Raw genomic sequence first — 17973 nt, forward strand, 5'->3', positions numbered from 1 at the left:
GGCTCACGAACGCTCGCCGCGACGCACGCACAGCACACGAAGCATCACGCTCGAAGAGGAGTGCACATGAGAAGAGCGCGCATCACGCCACTGCGACTTTCCGGCATCGCCGGGATCGCGGTGCTCGGCCTGGTCCTTGCCGGTTGTTCCGGTGGCGGCGGCAATTCCAGCCCGCAGTCCCAGAACCTCGACGGCAAGGGCCCCATCACGTACGTGCAGGGCAAGGACAACAGCAATGTCGTGCGTCCCCTGATCGCCAAGTGGAACAAGGCTCACCCCGACGAGAAGGTGACCTTCAAGGAGCAGTCGGACAACGCCGACCAACAGCACGACGACCTGGTTCAGCACTTCCAGGCGAAAGACTCCGGCTACGACGTGGTCGATGTCGACGTGATCTGGACGGCCGAGTTCGCCGCCAAGGGATGGCTGCAGCCGCTCACCGGATCGCTCGCCGTGAAGAACTCCGACCTGCTGAAGCCGACCGTCGCAACCGGTAACTACAACGGAACCCAGTACGCGGCGCCGCAGACCAGCGACGGCGGCCTGCTCTACTACCGCACCGACCTGGTGAAGACGCCGCCGACATCGTGGGACGACATGATGAAGGACTGCACCATCGCCAAGCAGGCCGGCATCGGATGCTACGCGGGCCAGTTCGCGCAGTACGAGGGCCTGACCGTGAACACGGCAGAGGCCATCAACACCGCGGGCGGCACGATCGTGGCGAAGGACGGCAAGACGCCGACAGTCAATTCGGCCGACTCGAAGAAGGGCCTGCAAAGGCTGGTCGACGCGTTCAAGGACGGCAACATCCCGGCCGACGCGATCACGTACCAGGAGGAGCAGGGCAGGCAGGCGTTCGAGGCCGGCAAGCTGATGTTCCTGCGCAACTGGTCGTACGTGTACAACCTGGCCAAGACCGACGGATCCAGCGTGGTCAAGGACAAGGTCGGCGTCGCGCCACTGCCTGGCGACGGTGACGGCCAGCCGGGAGCATCCAGCCTCGGCGGTCACAACGCGGCCATCAGCGTGTTCTCGAAGCACAAGCAGACGGCACACGACTTCATCGAGTTCCTGCAGAGCAAGGAGACCCAGAAGTTCTTCATGACGCAGGGTTCGCTGGCACCGGTGATCGGTTCGCTGTACACCGATCCCGACCTGGTGAAGAAGTTCGGATTCCTGCCGACGCTGAAGAAGTCGATCGAGAGCGCGGTTCCGCGCCCCGTGACGCCCTTCTACCCCGCGGTCACGAAGGCCATCCAGGACAATGCGTACGCAGCGCTCAAGGGCGACAAGACCGTCGACCAGGCGTTGAGTGACATGTCCGATGCCATCAAGGCGGCGAGCTCAGGCAGCTGACGCTCGCGATCGGCCGACGCCGGACAGCCTCCGGCGTCGGCCGACACCTCTCTTCCTCCGGCCGGTTCCGACGCCGATCGTCGAACCGGCGCCGGAGTTCGACACAGAAGGAGGCCATCATGTCAACGGAGACGGCGACCCCCACATCCCGAAGAGCTCCCGCCCCGCGGGCGGGCCAGACGAAGAACGAACATCGTCAGACCCGCGTCGCGATCTACCTCATCGTGCCGACCATGGTCGTGCTCGCCGTCGTGATCGGATACCCGATCGTCAGCGCCGTCGTGATGTCGTTCCAGAAGGACGCCGGCCTCGACCCGGCGACCGGGATGTTCGTGCAAGGCGGTTTCGCCGGCTTCCAGAACTACACGCACTGGCTCCTGCAGCAGTGCACCTCCGGCACCGGCACCGTCTCCTGCCCGCCGGGCAGCCTCGGCGCACAGTTCTGGAACGCCGTCGGCGTCACCTTCCTGTTCACCGCCGTCACCCTCGTGCTGGAGACGCTGTTCGGCTTCTGGATGGCGATCATCATGAACCGCGGATTCCACGGGCGCGGGATCGTCCGCGCGGCCATCCTCATCCCGTGGGCCATCCCCACCGCGGTGACCGCGAAGCTGTGGTACTTCATGTTCGCCTCGAACGGCATCATCAACAGCATCTTCGGCACGAACATCCTGTGGGTCAGCGGCGAGTGGTCGTCACGGTGGGCCGTCATCATCGCGGACACCTGGAAGACCACGCCGTTCATGGCACTCCTCATCCTCGCCGGTCTGCAGCTCATCCCCGACGAGCTGAACGAGGCGGCGAAGGTGGACGGCGCAACCACCCTGCAGAGGTTCTGGCGCATCACCATGCCGCTGGTGAAACCCGCGTTGATGGTGGCCGTGCTGTTCCGAACGCTGGATGCGCTGCGCATCTACGACCTGCCGGCCATCCTCACCAACGGCGGCGGCGGCAGCGGCAACGCCACCACGACACTGTCCATCCTGGTCGTCGACCAGATCAGACAGGGCCCGAACAGCGCGTCGGCGCTGTCCACGATCACGTTCATCATCATCTTCCTGGTCGCGTTCATCTTCGTGCGGTTCCTCGGAGCCAACGTCGTGCGCACGCAGGAGTCGCAGCAGAGGGGCACGCTATGAGCGCCATCGCAGGGCCCGCCTCGACCGTGACAGAGCGCACGACGAGTCATCACGAAAGCGCCTCCGTCAACAAGGTGGGCAGGCGTCGGCGACGCAATCAGAGCATCCGCACCGGCATCAGCGCGATCATCATCGTCGTCTGGTGCGTCGCACCGTTCTACTGGATGATCGTCACCTCGTTCCGCGACGTCGGCTACACGTTCGACAACACGCCGTTCTTCACCCACGTCACCTTCGACAACTACGTGACGGCGCTCTCGACGAACCTCGGCAACCACCTCGGACGTGCGCTGCTGAACAGCTTCATCATCGGCGCCGCGACAACCGTCATCTGCCTGCTGTTCGGCATCTTCGCCGCCTACGCGCTGGCCAGGGTCGACTTCAGGTTCAAGGGAGTCGTCACCGGCATCATCCTCGCCGCCTCGATGTTCCCCGGCGTCGCGCTCCTGACGCCGCTGTTCCAGCTGTTCACCGGATGGGGCTGGATCGGCACCTACCAGGCGCTGATCATCCCGGACATCGCCTTCGCGTTGCCGCTGACCGTGTACACGCTCGTCTCGTTCTTCCGCGAGATGCCGTGGGACCTCGAAGAGGCAGCCCGCATCGACGGATGCACACCGGCGCAGGCGTTCCGCAAGGTGATCCTGCCGCTGGCCGCGCCCGCGGTGTTCACCACGGCGATCCTGGCCTTCATCCTGAGCTGGAACGAGTACCTCATCGCGAGCCAGCTCACCACCGATGCCACGCAGACGGTCACGGTGGCGATCGCCGGCTTCACCGGCAGCCAGCCGCACCAGGTGCCCTATACGGCCATCATGGCGGCCGGCGTCGTGGTGACGGTTCCACTGGTCATCCTGGTGCTCATCTTCCAGCGGCGCATCGTCGCCGGTCTCACGGCCGGCGGGGTGAAGGGGTAGGCAATGAGCGGCATCCGCCTCTTCAGCGGCAGGCAAGGGCACGACCCCCGCGAGCGCCTCGACATCGGCATCGGTGCCGTCGGCTTCTTCGCCGTCGTGTTCTTCGTGGTGACGCTCGTCAGTGAACTGACCGGAGCGGATGCGCTCGGCTGGGCGCTCACGCTCCTCGCTTTCGTCATCGTGCTGGCCCTGCTTCTGGCCGGCCGTCGGCGCATGACGACACGGATGCTCGCCGGGCCCGATTCCACGGCCGCTCCCGAACGACCGGCCCCGGTCGCGCGCGACGCGCAGACGGATGCCCTGCGCCGGTAATCCGCATGACAGGCATCGACGACGTCGCGCGCGCCAGCGGCGTGTCGACGGCGACCGTCTCGCGGGCGCTCCGCGGGCTCCCGAACGTATCGGCCGCGACGCGCGAGACGGTGCGGCGAGCGGCCGACGACCTCGGATACGTTGCGTCGTCGAGCGCGTCGGGGCTGGCATCCGGCCGGACGCTGGCGATGGGTGCCGTTGTCCCGTCGGTGAGCCGCTGGTTCTACACGGCGGTCCTGGAGGGGCTCGACAGTGAGCTGCGCGCGGCCAGCTACGACCTCATCCTGTTCAACCTCGGCGGACGCGGCACGGATCGCTCGCGGGTGTTCCACCGCTCGATCCTGCGCAAGCGCACGGATGCCCTCGTCGCGCTGTGCCTCGACTTCAGTGCAGAGGAGCGGCGGCAGCTTGCCTCGACTGGGCATCCGACGGTGGTCATCGGCGGTCCGGTGCGAGGCCTCAGGCACATCGGGATCGACGACCTCGGAGTGGCTTCCGCCGCCACCCAGCACCTCATCGACCTCGGACACACCGACATCGCGCACCTCGGCGGCGACGATGAGGCGGGGCTGAACCACTTCGTGCCCGCCGCGAGACGCTCCGGCTGGGAACGGACTCTGGATGCCGCAGGGCTCCCCGTTCGCGCCGACCGGTTCCTGCTGGGCTGCTTCGACGCCGAGACGAGCAGGCGCGCAGTCGACGAGCTGCTGGATGCCGGCGGCGAGCGGCCGACTGCCATCTTCGCCGGCAGCGACGAGATGGCCATGGGCGCGATGCTCTCCCTCTGGTCGCACGGGCTGCGGGTTCCGCAGGACATGTCCGTGCTCGGCATCGACGGACACCGGCTCGGCGAGGCGTTCGGGCTGACCACGTTCGAGCAGGATCCGTTCGAGCAGGGCGCTGCCGCCGCCCGGATGCTGCTGGCAGAGCTGGCGGGGCGACGTGCGCGCGTTCGCTCGCTGCGGCATCCGGTGCGCTTCCTCGACAGGGGCAGCACGGCTCCGCCGCATCCGTGAGCAACGGTCACGCCCGGCAGCGTCCGCTGTCGGTGGCAGCTGGCACGCTGAGTCCATGTCTGCCACGCTGCTGCAACCGGAAGGGCTCGTGAAGAGCCCTGCATTCAGTCACGTCGCGATCGTCCCGCCGGGGACCACCACCGTCTATCTGGGCGGCCAGAACGGGGTGGACGAGACCGGCGCCCTCGTCTCGGCCGATATCGGCGATCAGGCAGCGAGAGCCCTCGCCAATGCCGAGGTCGCGCTGGCCGCAGCAGGGGCGACGTTGGACGACGTCATCCAGTGGCTCATCCTGTTCCATGAAGGCGCGGACCTGAACGCAGCGTACGGCGCCATCGCCCCGAAGCTCGCCCGCGACGGCGCTCCCCCGCTCGTCACGGGCGCGCGCGTGGCGGGACTCGGCGTACCCGGCGCGCTCATCGAGATCAGCGCGATCGCAGCCATCCAGCCGCCGGCATCCGCCTGACACCGCACACAGCACGCACGTGCGGAACGTGTGCAGAGACTTTCGATCGAGCACTGTCGCGGGCCCGCTTCCGGTTCTAGAGTGAGCGGACTCCGACCGTCAGACGGCCGGCCAGACAGCAGGAGGACGTATGCCGGAGACGTCGTCGGCGAACGAGAGGGTCGGGGCACCGACGTCGACGTTGGAAGGGTGGGTCCGGCATCCGTTCACCGGCGGCGGCAGCACGTACGACTGCTTCGAGAAGGGATCCGGCCCTGGAGTCGTGTTGATCCCGGAGGCTCCCGGCATCACTCCTGAGGTGCTCGGCCTTGCCGATCATCTCGTTGACGAAGGCTTCACCGTCGTGGTTCCCTCGCCGTTCGGCAAGCCAGGACGGCCGCCGACCGTGGGATATGCGCTCGGCACCGTCATCCGACTCTGCGTCTCGGCCGAGATGCGGGCCTTCGCGCGCGGTGCGCATCGCCCGATCACCGACTACCTCCGCGCGGTCGCCGTCGATCTTGCCGCTCGCACACCCGGTCGCGGGGTCGGAGTCATCGGCATGTGCTTCACTGGCGGCTTCGCCCTCGCAACGGCCGTCGACGACGCCGTGCTCGCCCCTGTCCTCGCCGAGCCCGCCGTCCCGTTCCCGGTCAGCGCGAAGCGGCGAGCGGATGCCGGCGTCAGTCCCGAGGAGCTCGACCGCGTCGTCGCCCGAACGCGCGACGACGGTCTGTGCGTGCTCGGACTGCGCTTCAGCCAGGACTTCTCGGCGCCCGCTTCACGATTCGCAACCCTTCGCGAGCGCCTCGGCGAGGCGTTCGAGGTGATCGAGCTGGACTCCTCGCCCGGCAACCCGGATGGATACTCGACCCGCGCCCACTCCGTGCTCACTACCGAGGTACGCGAAACGCCGCCGAACAGCGCGTTCGCTGCTCGACGGCGTGTCGTCGACTTTTTGCGGGATCGGATCGTCTGAACGCCGCGTTCCCGCGGCACTCGGGCGCCGTCACCGACGCTCGCAGATCAGGCCGCGTCGCCCAGTCCGATGGCTTCCGCCTCTTCCTGAGCGTCTTCGATCATCCCGTCTGCGCGGCGCAACGCGCGGCGACCGAACACGATGATGAGCGCGGCGACCACGAGAACGAGGGCTCCGAAGAAGAACGGCACGGCCGCGCCGAATGCACCGCCAAGCGCCGCGGCGACCGGCGGGGCGATGGCGCCGCCGATGAAGCGCACGCCGGAGTAGGCGGAGGATGCGACGGGACGCGGCAGATTCGTGGCCTCCATCGAGCACTCCGTGAGCACGGTGTTCAGGATGCCGAGGAAGATGCCGCCGAGGATCACGAACACGATGATCGCGACGATCGACTTCACGAACAGCGCGACCATCAGCAGGTCGATGGCGAGCAGCGGGATCACCGTGATCAGCACGGTCGTGCGGCGCATCCTGTTGGTCAGAGCCGGGGCGATCCAGACCGAGGAGATCGCCAGGGCGATGCCCCATCCGGTGAAGATGAGGCCGAGCGGAATGGCCGCGTCGAGTCCCAGATCAGCGAGCGCGAAGGGCGTGTAGGCCAGCAGCACGAAGAAACCCATGTTGTAGAACAGGGCAGCGGATGCCATCACGCCGAGTCCGGGCTTGGCCAGTCCCCGGAACGGTGCCGTGAGCTTCGTCGGCGTGGGCTTCGCCTCGCCCTTGCTGCGCAGCATGGTCACGATCGCGATGAATCCGATCGCCATCAGGGTCGCCGTCCCGAAGAACGGACCGCGCCACGACACATTGCCGAGCAGGCCACCGAGGAGCGGGCCGAGCGCCATCCCGAGCCCCAGTGCGGCCTCGTACAGGATGATCGCCTGCGACGCTCCGCCCGATGCGGCGCCGACGATGGCGGCGAGCGCGGTGGAGATGAAGAGGGCATTGCCGAGACCCCAACCTGCGCGGAATCCGATGATCTCCCACACGGATCCGCTGGCGCCGGCGAGCGCCGCGAAGACGACGATCACGGCCAGGCCGATGAGCAGGGTCTTCTTCGTGCCGATGCGGGTCGACAGCCAGCTCGTGAAGAACATGGCCACGCCCGTGATGAGCAGGTAGGTCGTGAAGAGGAGTTCGGTCTGCGCGGATGTGGCCTTCAGGCTGTTCGCGATCGCGGGAAGGATCGGGTCCACCAGTCCGATGCCCATGAACGAGACGACGCAGGCGAAGGCGACGGCCCAGACGGCGAGCGGCTGCTTGAGGATGCCCTTGCCACCGGAGTGCTCGGCCGTCGCGTGGTGCGATGCACCGTGGTTCGGGAGGGAGATGGAATTCGTATCAGATGCGGTGTCTGTCTGCGTCATCGAGATCAGTCGTTCGTCTTTCGCGTCGGGGTTTCCGGAGAGGCATAGGCCTTGGTGATGCGGGGCTGCACGAGCTCGACCGCGCGCTGGATGGTGCGGCGATCGTCGTCGTCGAGGTCCTCGAAGAGCGGGAGCAGTGCGGTGGCCATGGTGTTGCGCCACTCGGCGAGCTGGATGATGCCCTTGGCTGAGATGGCGATCTGCCATGCCCTGGCGTCTTCGGCATCCGCGATGCGCTTCACCCACTCGCGCTCGACGAGGCCCGCGACGATCTTGGTCATGGTCGGCTGGGCGACCTGGCTCACGGTGGCGAGTTCACCGAGGCGCATCGGCCCCGACGTCTGCAGCGCAGCGAGCGTGCGCCAGGTTGCGGGGCCCTCCGGGCCCCCGGACAGGCGGTGGGCAAGACGCGTGATCCGGCCGGAGAGCTGCGCCAGGTCACTGATCAGGAACCGCAGCTCGGCCTCGGATCCCGTCTCGTCCCGCAGGGGAAGAGAGATCGGTTCGGTAAGCATGAAACGATTATATATAGCTAGGCTATATATCTGCAACCCGGTGAACCAGCCCGCTCCCACATCTGCTCCCCCAGCCCGCTCCCCCAGCCCGCTCCCCCAGCCGGCTCCCCCAGCCCGCTCATCCGCTTCCCCAGCCGCCCGCCACCGTTCGCTCCTGCGGCATTCCGGCCGACACGCCGCGCCCGAGGCCCGACACGCCGAGACTGACACCGAAGTGCCGCGCGACGGCACACACACACACGACGCCGGGCCCACACCGCCCGCCTCCGGCATCCGCGTGCCACAGGCTGCGCGTTCCCGCGGCGCGTCCGACAGGCTGCGCGTTCCCGCGGCACAATCGGTCGACACGCCGTGACCCGAGACCCGACACACCGACAGTGACGCCGAAGTGCCGCGCGACGGCACGGGGCCGCTAGAGACGGCATCCCCCTACGACGAAGGGCGCCACCCCTGACGGGATGACGCCCTTGCGACATGGTTCCACGTGACGCGGAACGGCTCCGGGAGCGGAAGCTCCAGCGGAACGAAGCCCCTACCGGGGCCGGAACTACTTGAGCGTGACGGTCGCGCCGGCCTCTTCGAGGGAAGCCTTCGCCTTGTCAGCGGTCTCCTTGTTCGCGCCCTCGAGCACGGCCTTCGGAGCACCGTCGACGACGGCCTTCGCCTCGCCGAGGCCGAGGGAGGTCAGCTCGCGCACAACCTTGATGACCTGGATCTTCTTGTCACCGGCAGCCTCGAGGATGACGTCGAAGGAGTCCTTCTCCTCAACCTCTTCGGCAGCGGCACCGGCGCCACCGGCGGCCGGGGCGGCAACGGCGACGGGCGCAGCAGCGGTGACCTCGAAGGTCTCCTCGAACGCCTTGACGAACTCCGACAGCTCGATGAGCGTCAGACCCTTGAACTGCTCGAGCAGCTCCTCGGTGGACAGCTTTGCAGCCATTTTCTTCTCCTTGGTTTCTTGTCGTTACTCACCGCGGCGAGCATCCTGAACCCCGAAACGGGGGTCGGATGCCTACGCTGCGGACTCCTGCTTCTCACGCAGCGCGTCGACCGTGCGAACGGCCTTCGACAGCGGTGCGTTGAACAGATATGCGGCTCCGAACAGCGAGGCCTTGAAGGCACCGGCCAGCTTGGCCAGCAGCACCTCACGGGACTCGAGGTCGGCGAGCTTGCCTACCTCTTCGGCGGAAAGGGCGGCACCGTCGAAGTACCCTCCCTTGACCACGAGAAGAGGGTTCGCCTTGGCGAAGTCACGAAGACCCTTGGCGACGTTCACGGGGTCACCGTGCACGAAGGCGATCGCGGACGGTCCGGCGAGCTCGCCGTCGAACGCCGTGATGCCGGCGTTGTTCGCCGCGATCTTGGTCAGCGTGTTCTTCACCACGGCGTAGGTCGCGTCTGCACTGATAGACCTGCGAAGCTCCTTGAGCTGCGCAACAGACAGACCGCGGTACTCGGTCAGCAGAACGGCAGTCGAGCTCTTGAACTTCTCTTCGAGCTCGGCAACCGTGGCTTCCTTGTTCGCCATGGCCACTCCTCTTACGTATGAGACGCGTGGCGGATGCCTCGCGTCGCCCATGACCAGACCGAAGCGAAAATGAAAAAACGCTCCATGCGCAGGCACGGAGCGTGTCGGATGCTCGCACACGGCTTGCATCGTCTCGTTCGTCACCTGCGCGGGCCGTCCCGATCGGCGTCGCACCGAAGTGCTTCACTCTCGAGACCCTTCGTTCGTCATGCACGCACGACGAAGACCGGCGGTCTTGGGCTCCGTCAATCGTACGCGACGGCTAGCGGATGCTCAAATCGAGCACCCGGGCACCCCACGCCTGCCCTATATCGCCGTTTCGTCCGCGCACGACCAGCACCGCACATCGGAGATCGGGACCGCCACGCCCGCAGCCCGTCCGACACACCGCGGCCGTTCGTCCGTTTCCGATTTCCGGCACGCACGAACGCCCCCGGCGTGCGTCTGGGTACGTGGGTGAGATGCGTCATGGGCGGAGTGGGTAGTGGGTGAGGTGGTGGGGGTCCGTCGAATGGCGACCGGAATAGTTGACCATCCGCATTAGTTGACGGATGTGAAGCAATTACCTATAGTTGACAACTATCAACGGATCTCGGGCGCAGCGTCGAGCCGCAAGCATCCGCTTCGCCACCCGTTTCACACATCCACCGTTTGGAGTTCTCCTCTATGTCGCACGCCGCAACGAAGGCTGAATCGGAGGCATCCGCTTCCGGGGCACCCAAGATGTCGCAGAGGCAGGTGCTCGAGGCGCTCTCCGGCCTGTTGCTCGGCATGTTCGTGTCGATCCTCGCCGGTACCGTCGTCTCCACCTCGCTGCCGAAGATCGTCTCCGACCTCAAGGGCGATCAGACCGCCTACACCTGGGTCGTCGTCGCCACCCTTCTGGCCACAACGGTCACCACGCCCATCTGGGGCAAGCTGTCCGACCTGTTCAACCGCAAGCTGCTGATCCAGCTCTCGCTCGCCATCTTCGTGATCGGCTCCGCGTTGGCCGGGTTCTCACAGGATCCGTCGATGCTCATCGGCTTCCGCGTGGTGCAGGGAATCGGAGCGGGTGGTCTCACCGCGCTCAGCCAGGTGATCATGGCCGACATCATCAGCCCGCGTGAGCGCGGCAAGTACATGGGCATCTTCGGAGCCATCATGGCCATCGGAACCGTCGGAGGCCCGCTGCTCGGCGGACTGCTCACCGACTCCATCGGATGGCGCTGGAACTTCTTCGTCGGCGTGCCGTTCGCAGTGCTCGCCATCATCCTGCTGCAGGTCACGCTCCGTCTGCCGAAGCGTGCGAAGCGGAAGGTGTCGATCGACTACCTGGGTGCGGTCCTCATCGCGGCCGGTGTCTCGATCCTGCTCATCTGGGTGTCGCTTGCCGGCCAGCAGGGTCAGTTCGAGTGGGCGTCCGCCACGAGCTTCTGGATGGTCGCGGGCGCTGCGCTCGCTCTCATCCTCGCCGTGCTCGTCGAGTTCAAGGCCAAAGAGCCGGTCCTTCCGCTCCGACTGTTCAAGAACCGCACGTTCACGTTCGCGGTGATCGCGAGCATCTCCGTCGGCGTCGCCATGTTCGGCACCTCGGTGTTCCTCGGCCAGTACATGCAGCTGGCACGCGGCGCCACACCGACCCAGTCCGGCTTGCTGACGCTGCCGATGATGGCCGGCATCCTGATCTCCTCGATCGTCATCGGTCAGATCATCAGCCGCACCGGCAAGTGGAAGGCCTTCATGGTGGTGGGCAGCGTGCTCCTCATCGCCGGTCTGTTCCTGATGGGAACCATCACCTACGACACGAACTACGTGCTCCTGTCGGTCTACATGTTCGTGCTCGGCGCCGGCGTCGGCATGGTCATGCAGAACCTGGTGCTGGTCGTGCAGAACGTCGTCGCGCCGAGCGAGATGGGTGCGGCGAGCGCAGGCGTGACGTTCTTCCGCAGCCTCGGCGGCACGGCGGGCGTGTCGGTGCTCGGCTCGATCCTCGGCACGCAGGTCGCCGGCCACATCACCGACAGCGGTCCGGAGCTCACCAAGGCGATCATGGACCTCGGTCCGGCGGGCGCACCCATCGCCAAGGCACTTCAGGCGGGCACAATTCCTGCCGTGTCATCGCTGCCGGAGAGCGTGCGCGTCATCGTCGAGTCGGCATACGGCCAGTCCGTGGCGTTCGTCTTCCTGATCGCGGCACCACTCGCGATCATCACCCTCATCGCGGTGTGCCTTCTGCCCAACAAACGGCTCGGCACCAAGACGGCCATCGAGCGCCAGCACGATGAGGATGCCGCGCTCGACCAGGAGGGCGCCATCGCCCGCGCGGCCGCCGAGGTCATCGACGACGCGGAGGCCCTGATCGCCGGCGAGCCGCTGGAGGTGGCGGAATCGCTCGCGGATCCCCGTCCCCGTGACTCCCTACCCGCAGCAGATGGCACGTCCGCCTCTGCGACGGATGCCGACCATGCGGATGACGCTGGTCGACGTGCTGCACAGTGCACGGGCATCCGCGGCGCAGGGTCGGAGGAGAGCGCGTCGCTATGATGCCGACCATGACCGAGAGCGACCGCGCCGCAGGCGGCAACGCCCGCGCGCGCGGCGCATCGGACCTCGACGACGCGATCGCCTCTGTCGAGCGCGAGTTCGGTGCGCTGTTCGTCAGGCTCCGCACCCGGATGCGCGCCCAGGCGATCGAAGTGGACCCCCAGCTGCCGCCCTTCGGCTACATCATGCTCGGTGCTCTCGCCCGCTCGGGTCCGATGCACGCAGGCGCCTTGGCCGAGGAGCTCTACGCGGACAAGAGCCTGGTGAGCAGGCAGGCGAGCCAGCTCGAGCAGCTCGGTCTGCTGCGCAGGGAGCAGGATCCGGTCGATCGCCGCGCCACCTATTTCGCCGCCACGGATGAGGCGCGGCGCCGTCTGGAGACGATCGCGAACCGCAACCGGGCCGAGATGCGCAACGGGCTCGCCGGCTGGGACGTGGACGACCTGCACCTGTTCGCCCGACTGCTCCACCGGCTCAACGAGTTGTGAGCCGGCGTCACTCCTCCTCCGAGACTGCAACATCGGGCGAGGCGTGACACCGGCCGATGGCATGCCGCGGTTCGAGAACCGACGATGCGCCGTGAGAAGCGACACCTTCTCACGGCGCATCGTTCATTTCGAGGTCCGGATCAGATGTGGTTCCGCCACGAGTGCTGCGGGTCGTATCCGAGCAGGCGACGGGCCTTGTCGATCGACAGCATCGTGTCGTGCTCGCCGAGGTCGCGAGCGACCGGGACGTTCGGGAACTCTGCGGAGGCGAGCTCGCCGTTCGTGCGGTTCGAGACGGTGTCGGCGGCCGCGATGATGAACACCTCGAAGCCGGTGAGGTCCGCATCCAGCGCCTTCAGAATGGCCTGGGCACCGTCGCGCGCGTCGATGTACCCGAACGCGTTCCACCGCCGGTTCGAGGTGTCGGCGTCGTATCCGGGGAAGGCGGCGTAGTCCTCAGGGTCCATCACGTTGGAGAACCGGAATCCGATGATCTTCAGCTGCGGATCCCACCGGGTGAACTGCTTCGCCATGGTCTCTTCGAGGTGCTTGACGAGCGAATACGTCGACTCCGGTCGGCCCGGGTACTCCTCGTCGATCGGCAGGTACGGCGGATCGATGTCGAAGGGCAGCCCGAGCACCGTCTCGCTCGACGCGTAGACGATGTTGCGGATGCCGAGCGTCCTCGCCGCCTGGAACACGTGGTACGTGCTGAGGATGTTGTTCTCGAACGTGGCGACATCGCTGCGGATGCCCGGCGCCGGGATGGCGCCGAGGTGCACGATCGCGTCGTATCCGGGCTGCCGGGCACCGTCGCGAACTCCGGCGAGGGCATCCACCACGTGTCCGTAATCGGTGAGGTCCACCTGCAGGAAGCCGGGACCGCGAGTGCCCGTCACATCGAAGTTGGTGACCTCGTGCCCCGCTTCACGGAGCACGCGGACGGCCGTTCGGCCGAGCTTTCCTGAACCACCGGTGAGTGCAATGCGCATGCGGTCCAGTCTTCCACCGCTATGCGGATGCACCGCGCTCGGCATCGGATTCCGTTGCGCTCTCGTCGACGGCCGCGACCTCGGGCGCGTCGACCTCGGGCTCGGGCTCGTCGACCTCGGGGACCTCATCGGGCACCTGCGCCGACTCGTCCAGCGGCAGCCGCACCGTGAAGCACGTACGTCCTGGCTCGCTGTCCACCTCGACGGATCCGCCCTGCGCGACCGCGACGGCCCGCACGATGGCCAGCCCCAGCCCGGTCGACCCCGTGTGCCGCGACCGCGAGGCGTCACCGCGCGCGAATCGCTCGAAGAGCGTCGGCTGCAGGTCGTCCGGGATGCCCGGGCCGTCATCCGTCACCGTCACGACCGCCTGAGGGATGCCGCTGCCGTCCGCCGGCGCCCTGTCCACGCTGAGCTCGGTGACCACGCTCGTGCCCTCCGGCGTGTGCACGCGGGCGTTGGTCAGCAGGTTGGCGATCACCTCGTAGAGACGCGGCCCGTCGCCGAGCACGCTGACGGGCTCGGACGGAAGGTCCATGCTCCACTTGTGGTCGCGTCCGGCAGCGTGGGCATCCGAGACGGCGTCGATCACCAGGCGCGACAGGTCGACGGGATCGTGATCCAGCTCGCGGCCCTCGTCCAGGCGGGCGAGCAGCAGCAGGTCCTCGACGAGAGCCGTCATCCGCTCGGCCTCCGACTCGATGCGTCCGAGGGAGCGCACCGCGCTCTCCGGCAGCGGCTCGGGTGCCCTGCGCGTGAGCTCGGCGTAACCACGGATCGACGCGAGCGGCGTGCGCAGCTCGTGCGAGGCATCCGCCACGAACTGCCGCACCTTGTTCTCGCTGGCCTGTCTGGCCGTCAGAGCGGATGCCACGTGCCCGAGCATCTGATTGAACGCGGCTCCCAGCCGCCCCACCTCGGTGTGCTCGTCGGTGTCCTGCTCAGGAACGCGCACCGCCAGCGCGACCTCCCCCTTGTCCAGTTCAAGGCGGGACACCGCCGTCGCGGTTGCCGCGACTCGGCCAAGCGGCCGCAACGCGGCGAAGACGATCAAGAGGCCGATGCCGCCGGCTATCGCTATTCCGACCACCGTGACGAGCAGGATGATCGTCAGCAGCTGCGTCGTCGCTGCGTTCACGTCCGCCAGCGGAAGTCCGACCACCAGTGCCCCGGAGTTCGGCAGCTGCACGGACACCATGCGATAGTCGCCGAGCGTGCCGCCGAGGTCGACGTCGGTGTACGTGCCATCCGCGGGAAGCGCAGCGATCCTCGCGTTCGCGTCCGGCGACGCCGACTGCTGCGTGGCCCGCGGATCCCTGCTGAGGTAGACGGAGTACGTCGTGCCCTCGTTCGTCACCACGGCCACGACCGTGCCAGCGCTGAGGCCCGGAGCGGTCGCGGCGCTGCCTGCGAGCTGCTTGCCCGTCACCCCGCCGGGCTGATTGGCCACCTGGAGCGCTACGAAATAGCCGCGTCGCGCAGCCTGGTCGAGCTGCTCGTCGAGCTTGTTCACCTGATAATCGCGGAAGAAGAGCGCTCCGACGAGGCTGATCACCACACCGAGAACGGCGACCAGGGCCACGACCGCGATGACGAGCTTGGTCCGCAGGGTCACGCGACGCCACGGCGTCACGAACCACCTGCGCCACCACGCGTCGCGGGGCACGCCATCCCCACCACCGCTCTGCGGCACCCGGGCACTCGTCGTGCTCACTGTCAACTCATTTCCGTGCCGAGGGTCCGGCGTCGAATTCATCCGGGCCGCGTCTCACGACGCGGCGCGTGCACACTCGGCGTCGGCCTACTCAGCGGCCTTGATCATGTAGCCGGCACCGCGAACCGTGTGGATCATCGCCGTGCGACCGGCGTCGATCTTCTTGCGCAGATACGAGATGTACAGCTCGACCACGCTGGAGGTGCCGCCGAAGTCGTAGCTCCACACGCGATCGAGGATCTGCGCCTTCGAGAGCACGCGGCGCGGATTGCGCATGAGGTAGCGCAGCAGTTCGAATTCCGTCGCCGTGAGCGAAATGGGTTCGCCGGCGCGCGTCACCTCGTAGGAGTCCTCGTCGAGCACGAGGTCGCCGACGACGATGCGCGGATCCTGCGTGTCGGCGATGAGCGCGCGGGAGCGGCGCAAAAGCGAGCGCAGCCTGGCGACGAGCTCCTCGAGACTGAACGGCTTCGTGACGTAGTCGTCGCCGCCCGCGGTCAGGCCTGCGATGCGGTCGTCGAGCGAGTCCTTCGCGGTGAGGAACAGCACGGGGGTCTCGCCGCCCGCGTCGCGCATCCTTCCCATCACCTGCAACCCGTCGATGTCGGGCAGCATGATGTCGAGCACGACGGCGTCCGGGTTGAACTCTCGCGCGGCGGTCAAGGCCTGCTGCCCGGTCGCCGCCGTGCGCACATCCCATCCTTCGTAGCGGAGCGCCATCTGAAGGAGGTCGGTGAGGGTGCGCTCGTCGTCGACGACGAGGATGCGGATGGGCGAGCCGTCCGCGTGGTGGAGGGGCGCCGGCGCTGGCCGGAGTTGGCCGCGCTCGGCGGCGGTTGCAGGGCTGGACATGCTTCCATTATCGAAAGCTCGGTCCAAGACCGCTGTGGCCCGCTTATGCGAATTCTGAGAGCCTCCCATCCGGCTCTCATGTGTGTCACTTCGCTAGCCAACCCACAACTTCGACATAGCTTCACCACAACGCGAACGCCTACGGTTCCTCCTGACCATCCCACGGAGGACCCCTATGTTCGGAACGTACCTGCGCCGAGAGCTGCTCGGCAGACGCAGGCAGACCATCATCATCGCCATCGGCATGGCCCTCGCGATCGCGCTGGTGATCATCGTCAACTCGGTTGCGGCCGGTGTCAAGGATGCACAGGCGCAGGTGCTGCAGTCCGTGTACGGAGTCGGAACGGACATCACGGTCACCAAGCCGGTCAGCGCACCGACGTCCGGATCGACGCAGCAGGCGCAGGGCCCCCGCTTCGACTTCGGAGCCAACGCCGGCACGGAGGGCAGTGACGGCAGCCGCAAGGTCGACTCCTCGCGGCTGAGCGTCGGGTTCGGCACGAACACCATGAGCGACTCGTCCCTGGCCAAGGTGCAGAAGACGTCGGGCGTTGCAGGAGCCTCCGCCGTGCTCTCGCTGCAGAACACGAGTTTCAACGGAACGCTTCCGGACTTCAGCCAGCTGCGACAGCAGCGCGAGCAGGGCGGAACCGGGTCGTCCGGCCAGACGTCCGCGCCGACCGGCGGAGCCGACGGACAGGGCGGCAGCTCGTTCCAGGTCAACTCGTTCTCCGTGATGGGCATCACGCCAGGCGGCACCGCGGTGGGCCCGATCGCCTCCACGGCCCTGGCGAAGGGCCGCACACTGGCCGCCTCCGACAAGGGCAAGGACGTCGCGGTGCTCGACTCGAGCTACGCGAAGTCGAAGAGTCTTGCGGTCGGTGACACCCTCAGCGTCGGCGGCAAGGACTTCAAGGTGGTCGGCACGGTCAAGCCGACCGGATCCGACTCGGCCACCGCGTCGAACGTGTACATCCCGCTCGATGTCGCCCAGTCGCTGTCCAGCGAGAGCGGCAAGATCTCGACGATCTACGTGTCAGCGCAGTCCGCCGCGGATGTCGACTCGTTGAAGTCCTCCCTGCAGAAGGCCCTCCCCAACACGACGGTCTCGACTCAGGCCGACCTGGCCTCCAGCGTCTCCGGGTCACTCGGCAGCGCCAGCCAGCTCGTCTCCAACCTCGGCACGTGGCTGTCGGTCATCGTGCTCGCCGCCGCGTTCCTCATCGCGATCCTCTTCACGATCTCGGGCGTCACGCGCCGCACCCGTGAGTTCGGCACGCTGAAGGCGATCGGCTGGTCCAACCGGCGCATCGTCGGCCAGGTCGCGGGCGAGTCAGTGGTGCAAGGCGTCATCGGCGGAATCGTGGGCATCGCCGTCGGCCTCGTGGGCGTGCTCGTCGTCAACATCATCTCCCCCACCCTCACCGGCGGCGTCTCGAGCGGGGGGTTCGGCGGCGCCATCGCCGACGGCGCACGCCGCGCCTTCAACGGCGGCGGAGCGGGATCGACGTCCGGCACGGGCGGCACCGGAGGGACCGGCGGCGGCTTCGGCGGAGCCGGTGGGGGCTTCGGCGGAGCATCCGGTGGCGGCGGTTTCGGCGGTGCCGCCCGTTCGGCGGCCAGCTCGGCGTCCACACAGGTGGACCTCAGCGCCCCGATCACCGTGTGGATCATCGTGATCGCCGTTGGCCTGGCCATCCTGGGCGGGCTGCTCGCCGGTGCGATCGGCGGATGGCGCGCCTCGCGTCTGCGCCCGGCCGAAGCCCTGCGGTCGGTGCAGTAGCACTCACGGTGCGGCAGGCACAGGCATCCGTCATCCAAGGACTC

General features: G+C 67.3%; 17 protein-coding genes. 10 read left to right on the plus strand and 7 right to left on the minus strand.

Annotated elements, in window-relative coordinates; genetic code table 11:
* Positions 1-66 precede the first annotated feature (66 nt).
* From ACX9R5_RS17135 to ACX9R5_RS17165, 7 genes are all read left to right on the plus strand, one after another.
* On the plus strand, positions 67-1359 hold the full coding sequence (locus ACX9R5_RS17135) for an ABC transporter substrate-binding protein (RefSeq protein WP_459410268.1): 1293 nt from the start codon (positions 67-69) through the stop codon (positions 1357-1359).
* A 119-nt stretch (positions 1360-1478) separates the two neighbouring features.
* On the plus strand, positions 1479-2498 hold the full coding sequence (locus ACX9R5_RS17140; RefSeq protein ID WP_459410269.1) for a carbohydrate ABC transporter permease: 1020 nt from the start codon (positions 1479-1481) through the stop codon (positions 2496-2498).
* Positions 2495-3415 carry a carbohydrate ABC transporter permease gene (locus tag ACX9R5_RS17145; RefSeq protein WP_459410270.1) on the plus strand — a complete coding sequence of 307 codons (921 nt, stop codon included), beginning with the start codon at positions 2495-2497 and terminating at the stop codon, positions 3413-3415. The genes ACX9R5_RS17140 and ACX9R5_RS17145 overlap by 4 nt, the downstream gene beginning before the upstream one ends.
* A gap of 3 nt (positions 3416-3418) precedes the next feature.
* Positions 3419-3727, plus strand: a complete 309-nt coding sequence (locus ACX9R5_RS17150) for a hypothetical protein (RefSeq protein ID WP_459410271.1) — start codon at positions 3419-3421, stop codon at positions 3725-3727.
* Between the two features lie 5 nt (positions 3728-3732).
* Positions 3733-4743, plus strand: coding sequence for a LacI family DNA-binding transcriptional regulator (locus ACX9R5_RS17155; RefSeq protein ID WP_459410272.1), 1011 nt, complete (start codon positions 3733-3735; stop codon positions 4741-4743).
* Between the two features lie 55 nt (positions 4744-4798).
* Entirely contained in the window at positions 4799-5209 is a 411-nt protein-coding gene (locus ACX9R5_RS17160; RefSeq protein WP_459410273.1) for a RidA family protein, read from the plus strand.
* Between the two features lie 130 nt (positions 5210-5339).
* Positions 5340-6167, plus strand: coding sequence for a dienelactone hydrolase family protein (locus ACX9R5_RS17165; protein WP_459410274.1), 828 nt, complete (start codon positions 5340-5342; stop codon positions 6165-6167).
* A 47-nt stretch (positions 6168-6214) separates the two neighbouring features.
* On the opposite strand, the gene ACX9R5_RS17170 is transcribed toward ACX9R5_RS17165, so the two are convergent.
* The 4 genes from ACX9R5_RS17170 to rplJ all read right to left on the minus strand — a co-directional run bounded on the left by ACX9R5_RS17170 (position 6215) and on the right by rplJ (position 9574).
* Positions 6215-7531, minus strand: a complete 1317-nt coding sequence (locus tag ACX9R5_RS17170; RefSeq protein ID WP_459410275.1) for an MFS transporter — start codon at positions 7529-7531, stop codon at positions 6215-6217.
* A 5-nt stretch (positions 7532-7536) separates the two neighbouring features.
* A complete protein-coding gene (locus ACX9R5_RS17175; protein ID WP_459410276.1) occupies positions 7537-8046 on the minus strand; it encodes a MarR family winged helix-turn-helix transcriptional regulator in 510 nt (169 codons plus the stop codon).
* Positions 8047-8593: 547 nt separating this feature from the next.
* A complete protein-coding gene (rplL, locus tag ACX9R5_RS17180) occupies positions 8594-8986 on the minus strand; it encodes a 50S ribosomal protein L7/L12 (protein ID WP_459410277.1) in 393 nt (130 codons plus the stop codon).
* A gap of 72 nt (positions 8987-9058) precedes the next feature.
* On the minus strand, positions 9059-9574 hold the full coding sequence (gene rplJ / locus ACX9R5_RS17185) for a 50S ribosomal protein L10 (protein ID WP_459410278.1): 516 nt from the start codon (positions 9572-9574) through the stop codon (positions 9059-9061).
* A gap of 666 nt (positions 9575-10240) precedes the next feature.
* Between rplJ and ACX9R5_RS17190 the strand changes: the two genes are divergently transcribed.
* Together ACX9R5_RS17190 and ACX9R5_RS17195 are read left to right on the plus strand one after the other, a co-directional pair.
* The gene (locus tag ACX9R5_RS17190; RefSeq protein ID WP_459410279.1) at positions 10241-12100 is read left to right on the plus strand and encodes an MDR family MFS transporter; all 1860 of its coding nucleotides are present in this window, start codon (positions 10241-10243) and stop codon (positions 12098-12100) included.
* Between the two features lie 8 nt (positions 12101-12108).
* Complete coding sequence (locus ACX9R5_RS17195; RefSeq protein WP_459410280.1) at positions 12109-12588, plus strand: MarR family winged helix-turn-helix transcriptional regulator; 480 nt, start codon at positions 12109-12111, stop codon at positions 12586-12588.
* A gap of 140 nt (positions 12589-12728) precedes the next feature.
* Here ACX9R5_RS17195 and ACX9R5_RS17200 read toward each other — a convergent pair whose 3' ends face one another.
* The 3 genes from ACX9R5_RS17200 to ACX9R5_RS17210 form a co-directional block, all read right to left on the minus strand.
* On the minus strand, positions 12729-13580 hold the full coding sequence (locus ACX9R5_RS17200) for an NAD-dependent epimerase/dehydratase family protein (protein WP_459410281.1): 852 nt from the start codon (positions 13578-13580) through the stop codon (positions 12729-12731).
* A gap of 19 nt (positions 13581-13599) precedes the next feature.
* On the minus strand, positions 13600-15294 hold the full coding sequence (locus tag ACX9R5_RS17205; protein WP_459410282.1) for a sensor histidine kinase: 1695 nt from the start codon (positions 15292-15294) through the stop codon (positions 13600-13602).
* 87 nt (positions 15295-15381) lie between these two features.
* The gene (locus ACX9R5_RS17210; RefSeq protein WP_459410283.1) at positions 15382-16146 is read right to left on the minus strand and encodes a response regulator transcription factor; all 765 of its coding nucleotides are present in this window, start codon (positions 16144-16146) and stop codon (positions 15382-15384) included.
* A gap of 175 nt (positions 16147-16321) precedes the next feature.
* Between ACX9R5_RS17210 and ACX9R5_RS17215 the strand changes: the two genes are divergently transcribed.
* The gene (locus tag ACX9R5_RS17215; protein ID WP_459410284.1) at positions 16322-17929 is read left to right on the plus strand and encodes an ABC transporter permease; all 1608 of its coding nucleotides are present in this window, start codon (positions 16322-16324) and stop codon (positions 17927-17929) included.
* The last annotated feature ends 44 nt before the right edge of the window (positions 17930-17973 follow it).

It is taken from the genome of Rathayibacter sp. CAU 1779, from assembly GCF_054551755.1.

Coding starts and splice junctions, on each gene's coding strand:
- ACX9R5_RS17135 (WP_459410268.1), top strand. CDS start 67: ATGAGAAGAGCGCGCATCACGCCACTGCGACTTTCCGGCATCGCCGGG.
- ACX9R5_RS17140 (WP_459410269.1), top strand. CDS start 1,479: ATGTCAACGGAGACGGCGACCCCCACATCCCGAAGAGCTCCCGCCCCG.
- ACX9R5_RS17145 (WP_459410270.1), top strand. CDS start 2,495: ATGAGCGCCATCGCAGGGCCCGCCTCGACCGTGACAGAGCGCACGACG.
- ACX9R5_RS17150 (WP_459410271.1), top strand. CDS start 3,419: ATGAGCGGCATCCGCCTCTTCAGCGGCAGGCAAGGGCACGACCCCCGC.
- ACX9R5_RS17155 (WP_459410272.1), top strand. CDS start 3,733: ATGACAGGCATCGACGACGTCGCGCGCGCCAGCGGCGTGTCGACGGCG.
- ACX9R5_RS17160 (WP_459410273.1), top strand. CDS start 4,799: ATGTCTGCCACGCTGCTGCAACCGGAAGGGCTCGTGAAGAGCCCTGCA.
- ACX9R5_RS17165 (WP_459410274.1), top strand. CDS start 5,340: ATGCCGGAGACGTCGTCGGCGAACGAGAGGGTCGGGGCACCGACGTCG.
- ACX9R5_RS17170 (WP_459410275.1), bottom strand. CDS start 7,531: ATGACGCAGACAGACACCGCATCTGATACGAATTCCATCTCCCTCCCG.
- ACX9R5_RS17175 (WP_459410276.1), bottom strand. CDS start 8,046: ATGCTTACCGAACCGATCTCTCTTCCCCTGCGGGACGAGACGGGATCC.
- rplL (WP_459410277.1), bottom strand. CDS start 8,986: ATGGCTGCAAAGCTGTCCACCGAGGAGCTGCTCGAGCAGTTCAAGGGT.
- rplJ (WP_459410278.1), bottom strand. CDS start 9,574: ATGGCGAACAAGGAAGCCACGGTTGCCGAGCTCGAAGAGAAGTTCAAG.
- ACX9R5_RS17190 (WP_459410279.1), top strand. CDS start 10,241: ATGTCGCACGCCGCAACGAAGGCTGAATCGGAGGCATCCGCTTCCGGG.
- ACX9R5_RS17195 (WP_459410280.1), top strand. CDS start 12,109: ATGACCGAGAGCGACCGCGCCGCAGGCGGCAACGCCCGCGCGCGCGGC.
- ACX9R5_RS17200 (WP_459410281.1), bottom strand. CDS start 13,580: ATGCGCATTGCACTCACCGGTGGTTCAGGAAAGCTCGGCCGAACGGCC.
- ACX9R5_RS17210 (WP_459410283.1), bottom strand. CDS start 16,146: ATGTCCAGCCCTGCAACCGCCGCCGAGCGCGGCCAACTCCGGCCAGCG.
- ACX9R5_RS17215 (WP_459410284.1), top strand. CDS start 16,322: ATGTTCGGAACGTACCTGCGCCGAGAGCTGCTCGGCAGACGCAGGCAG.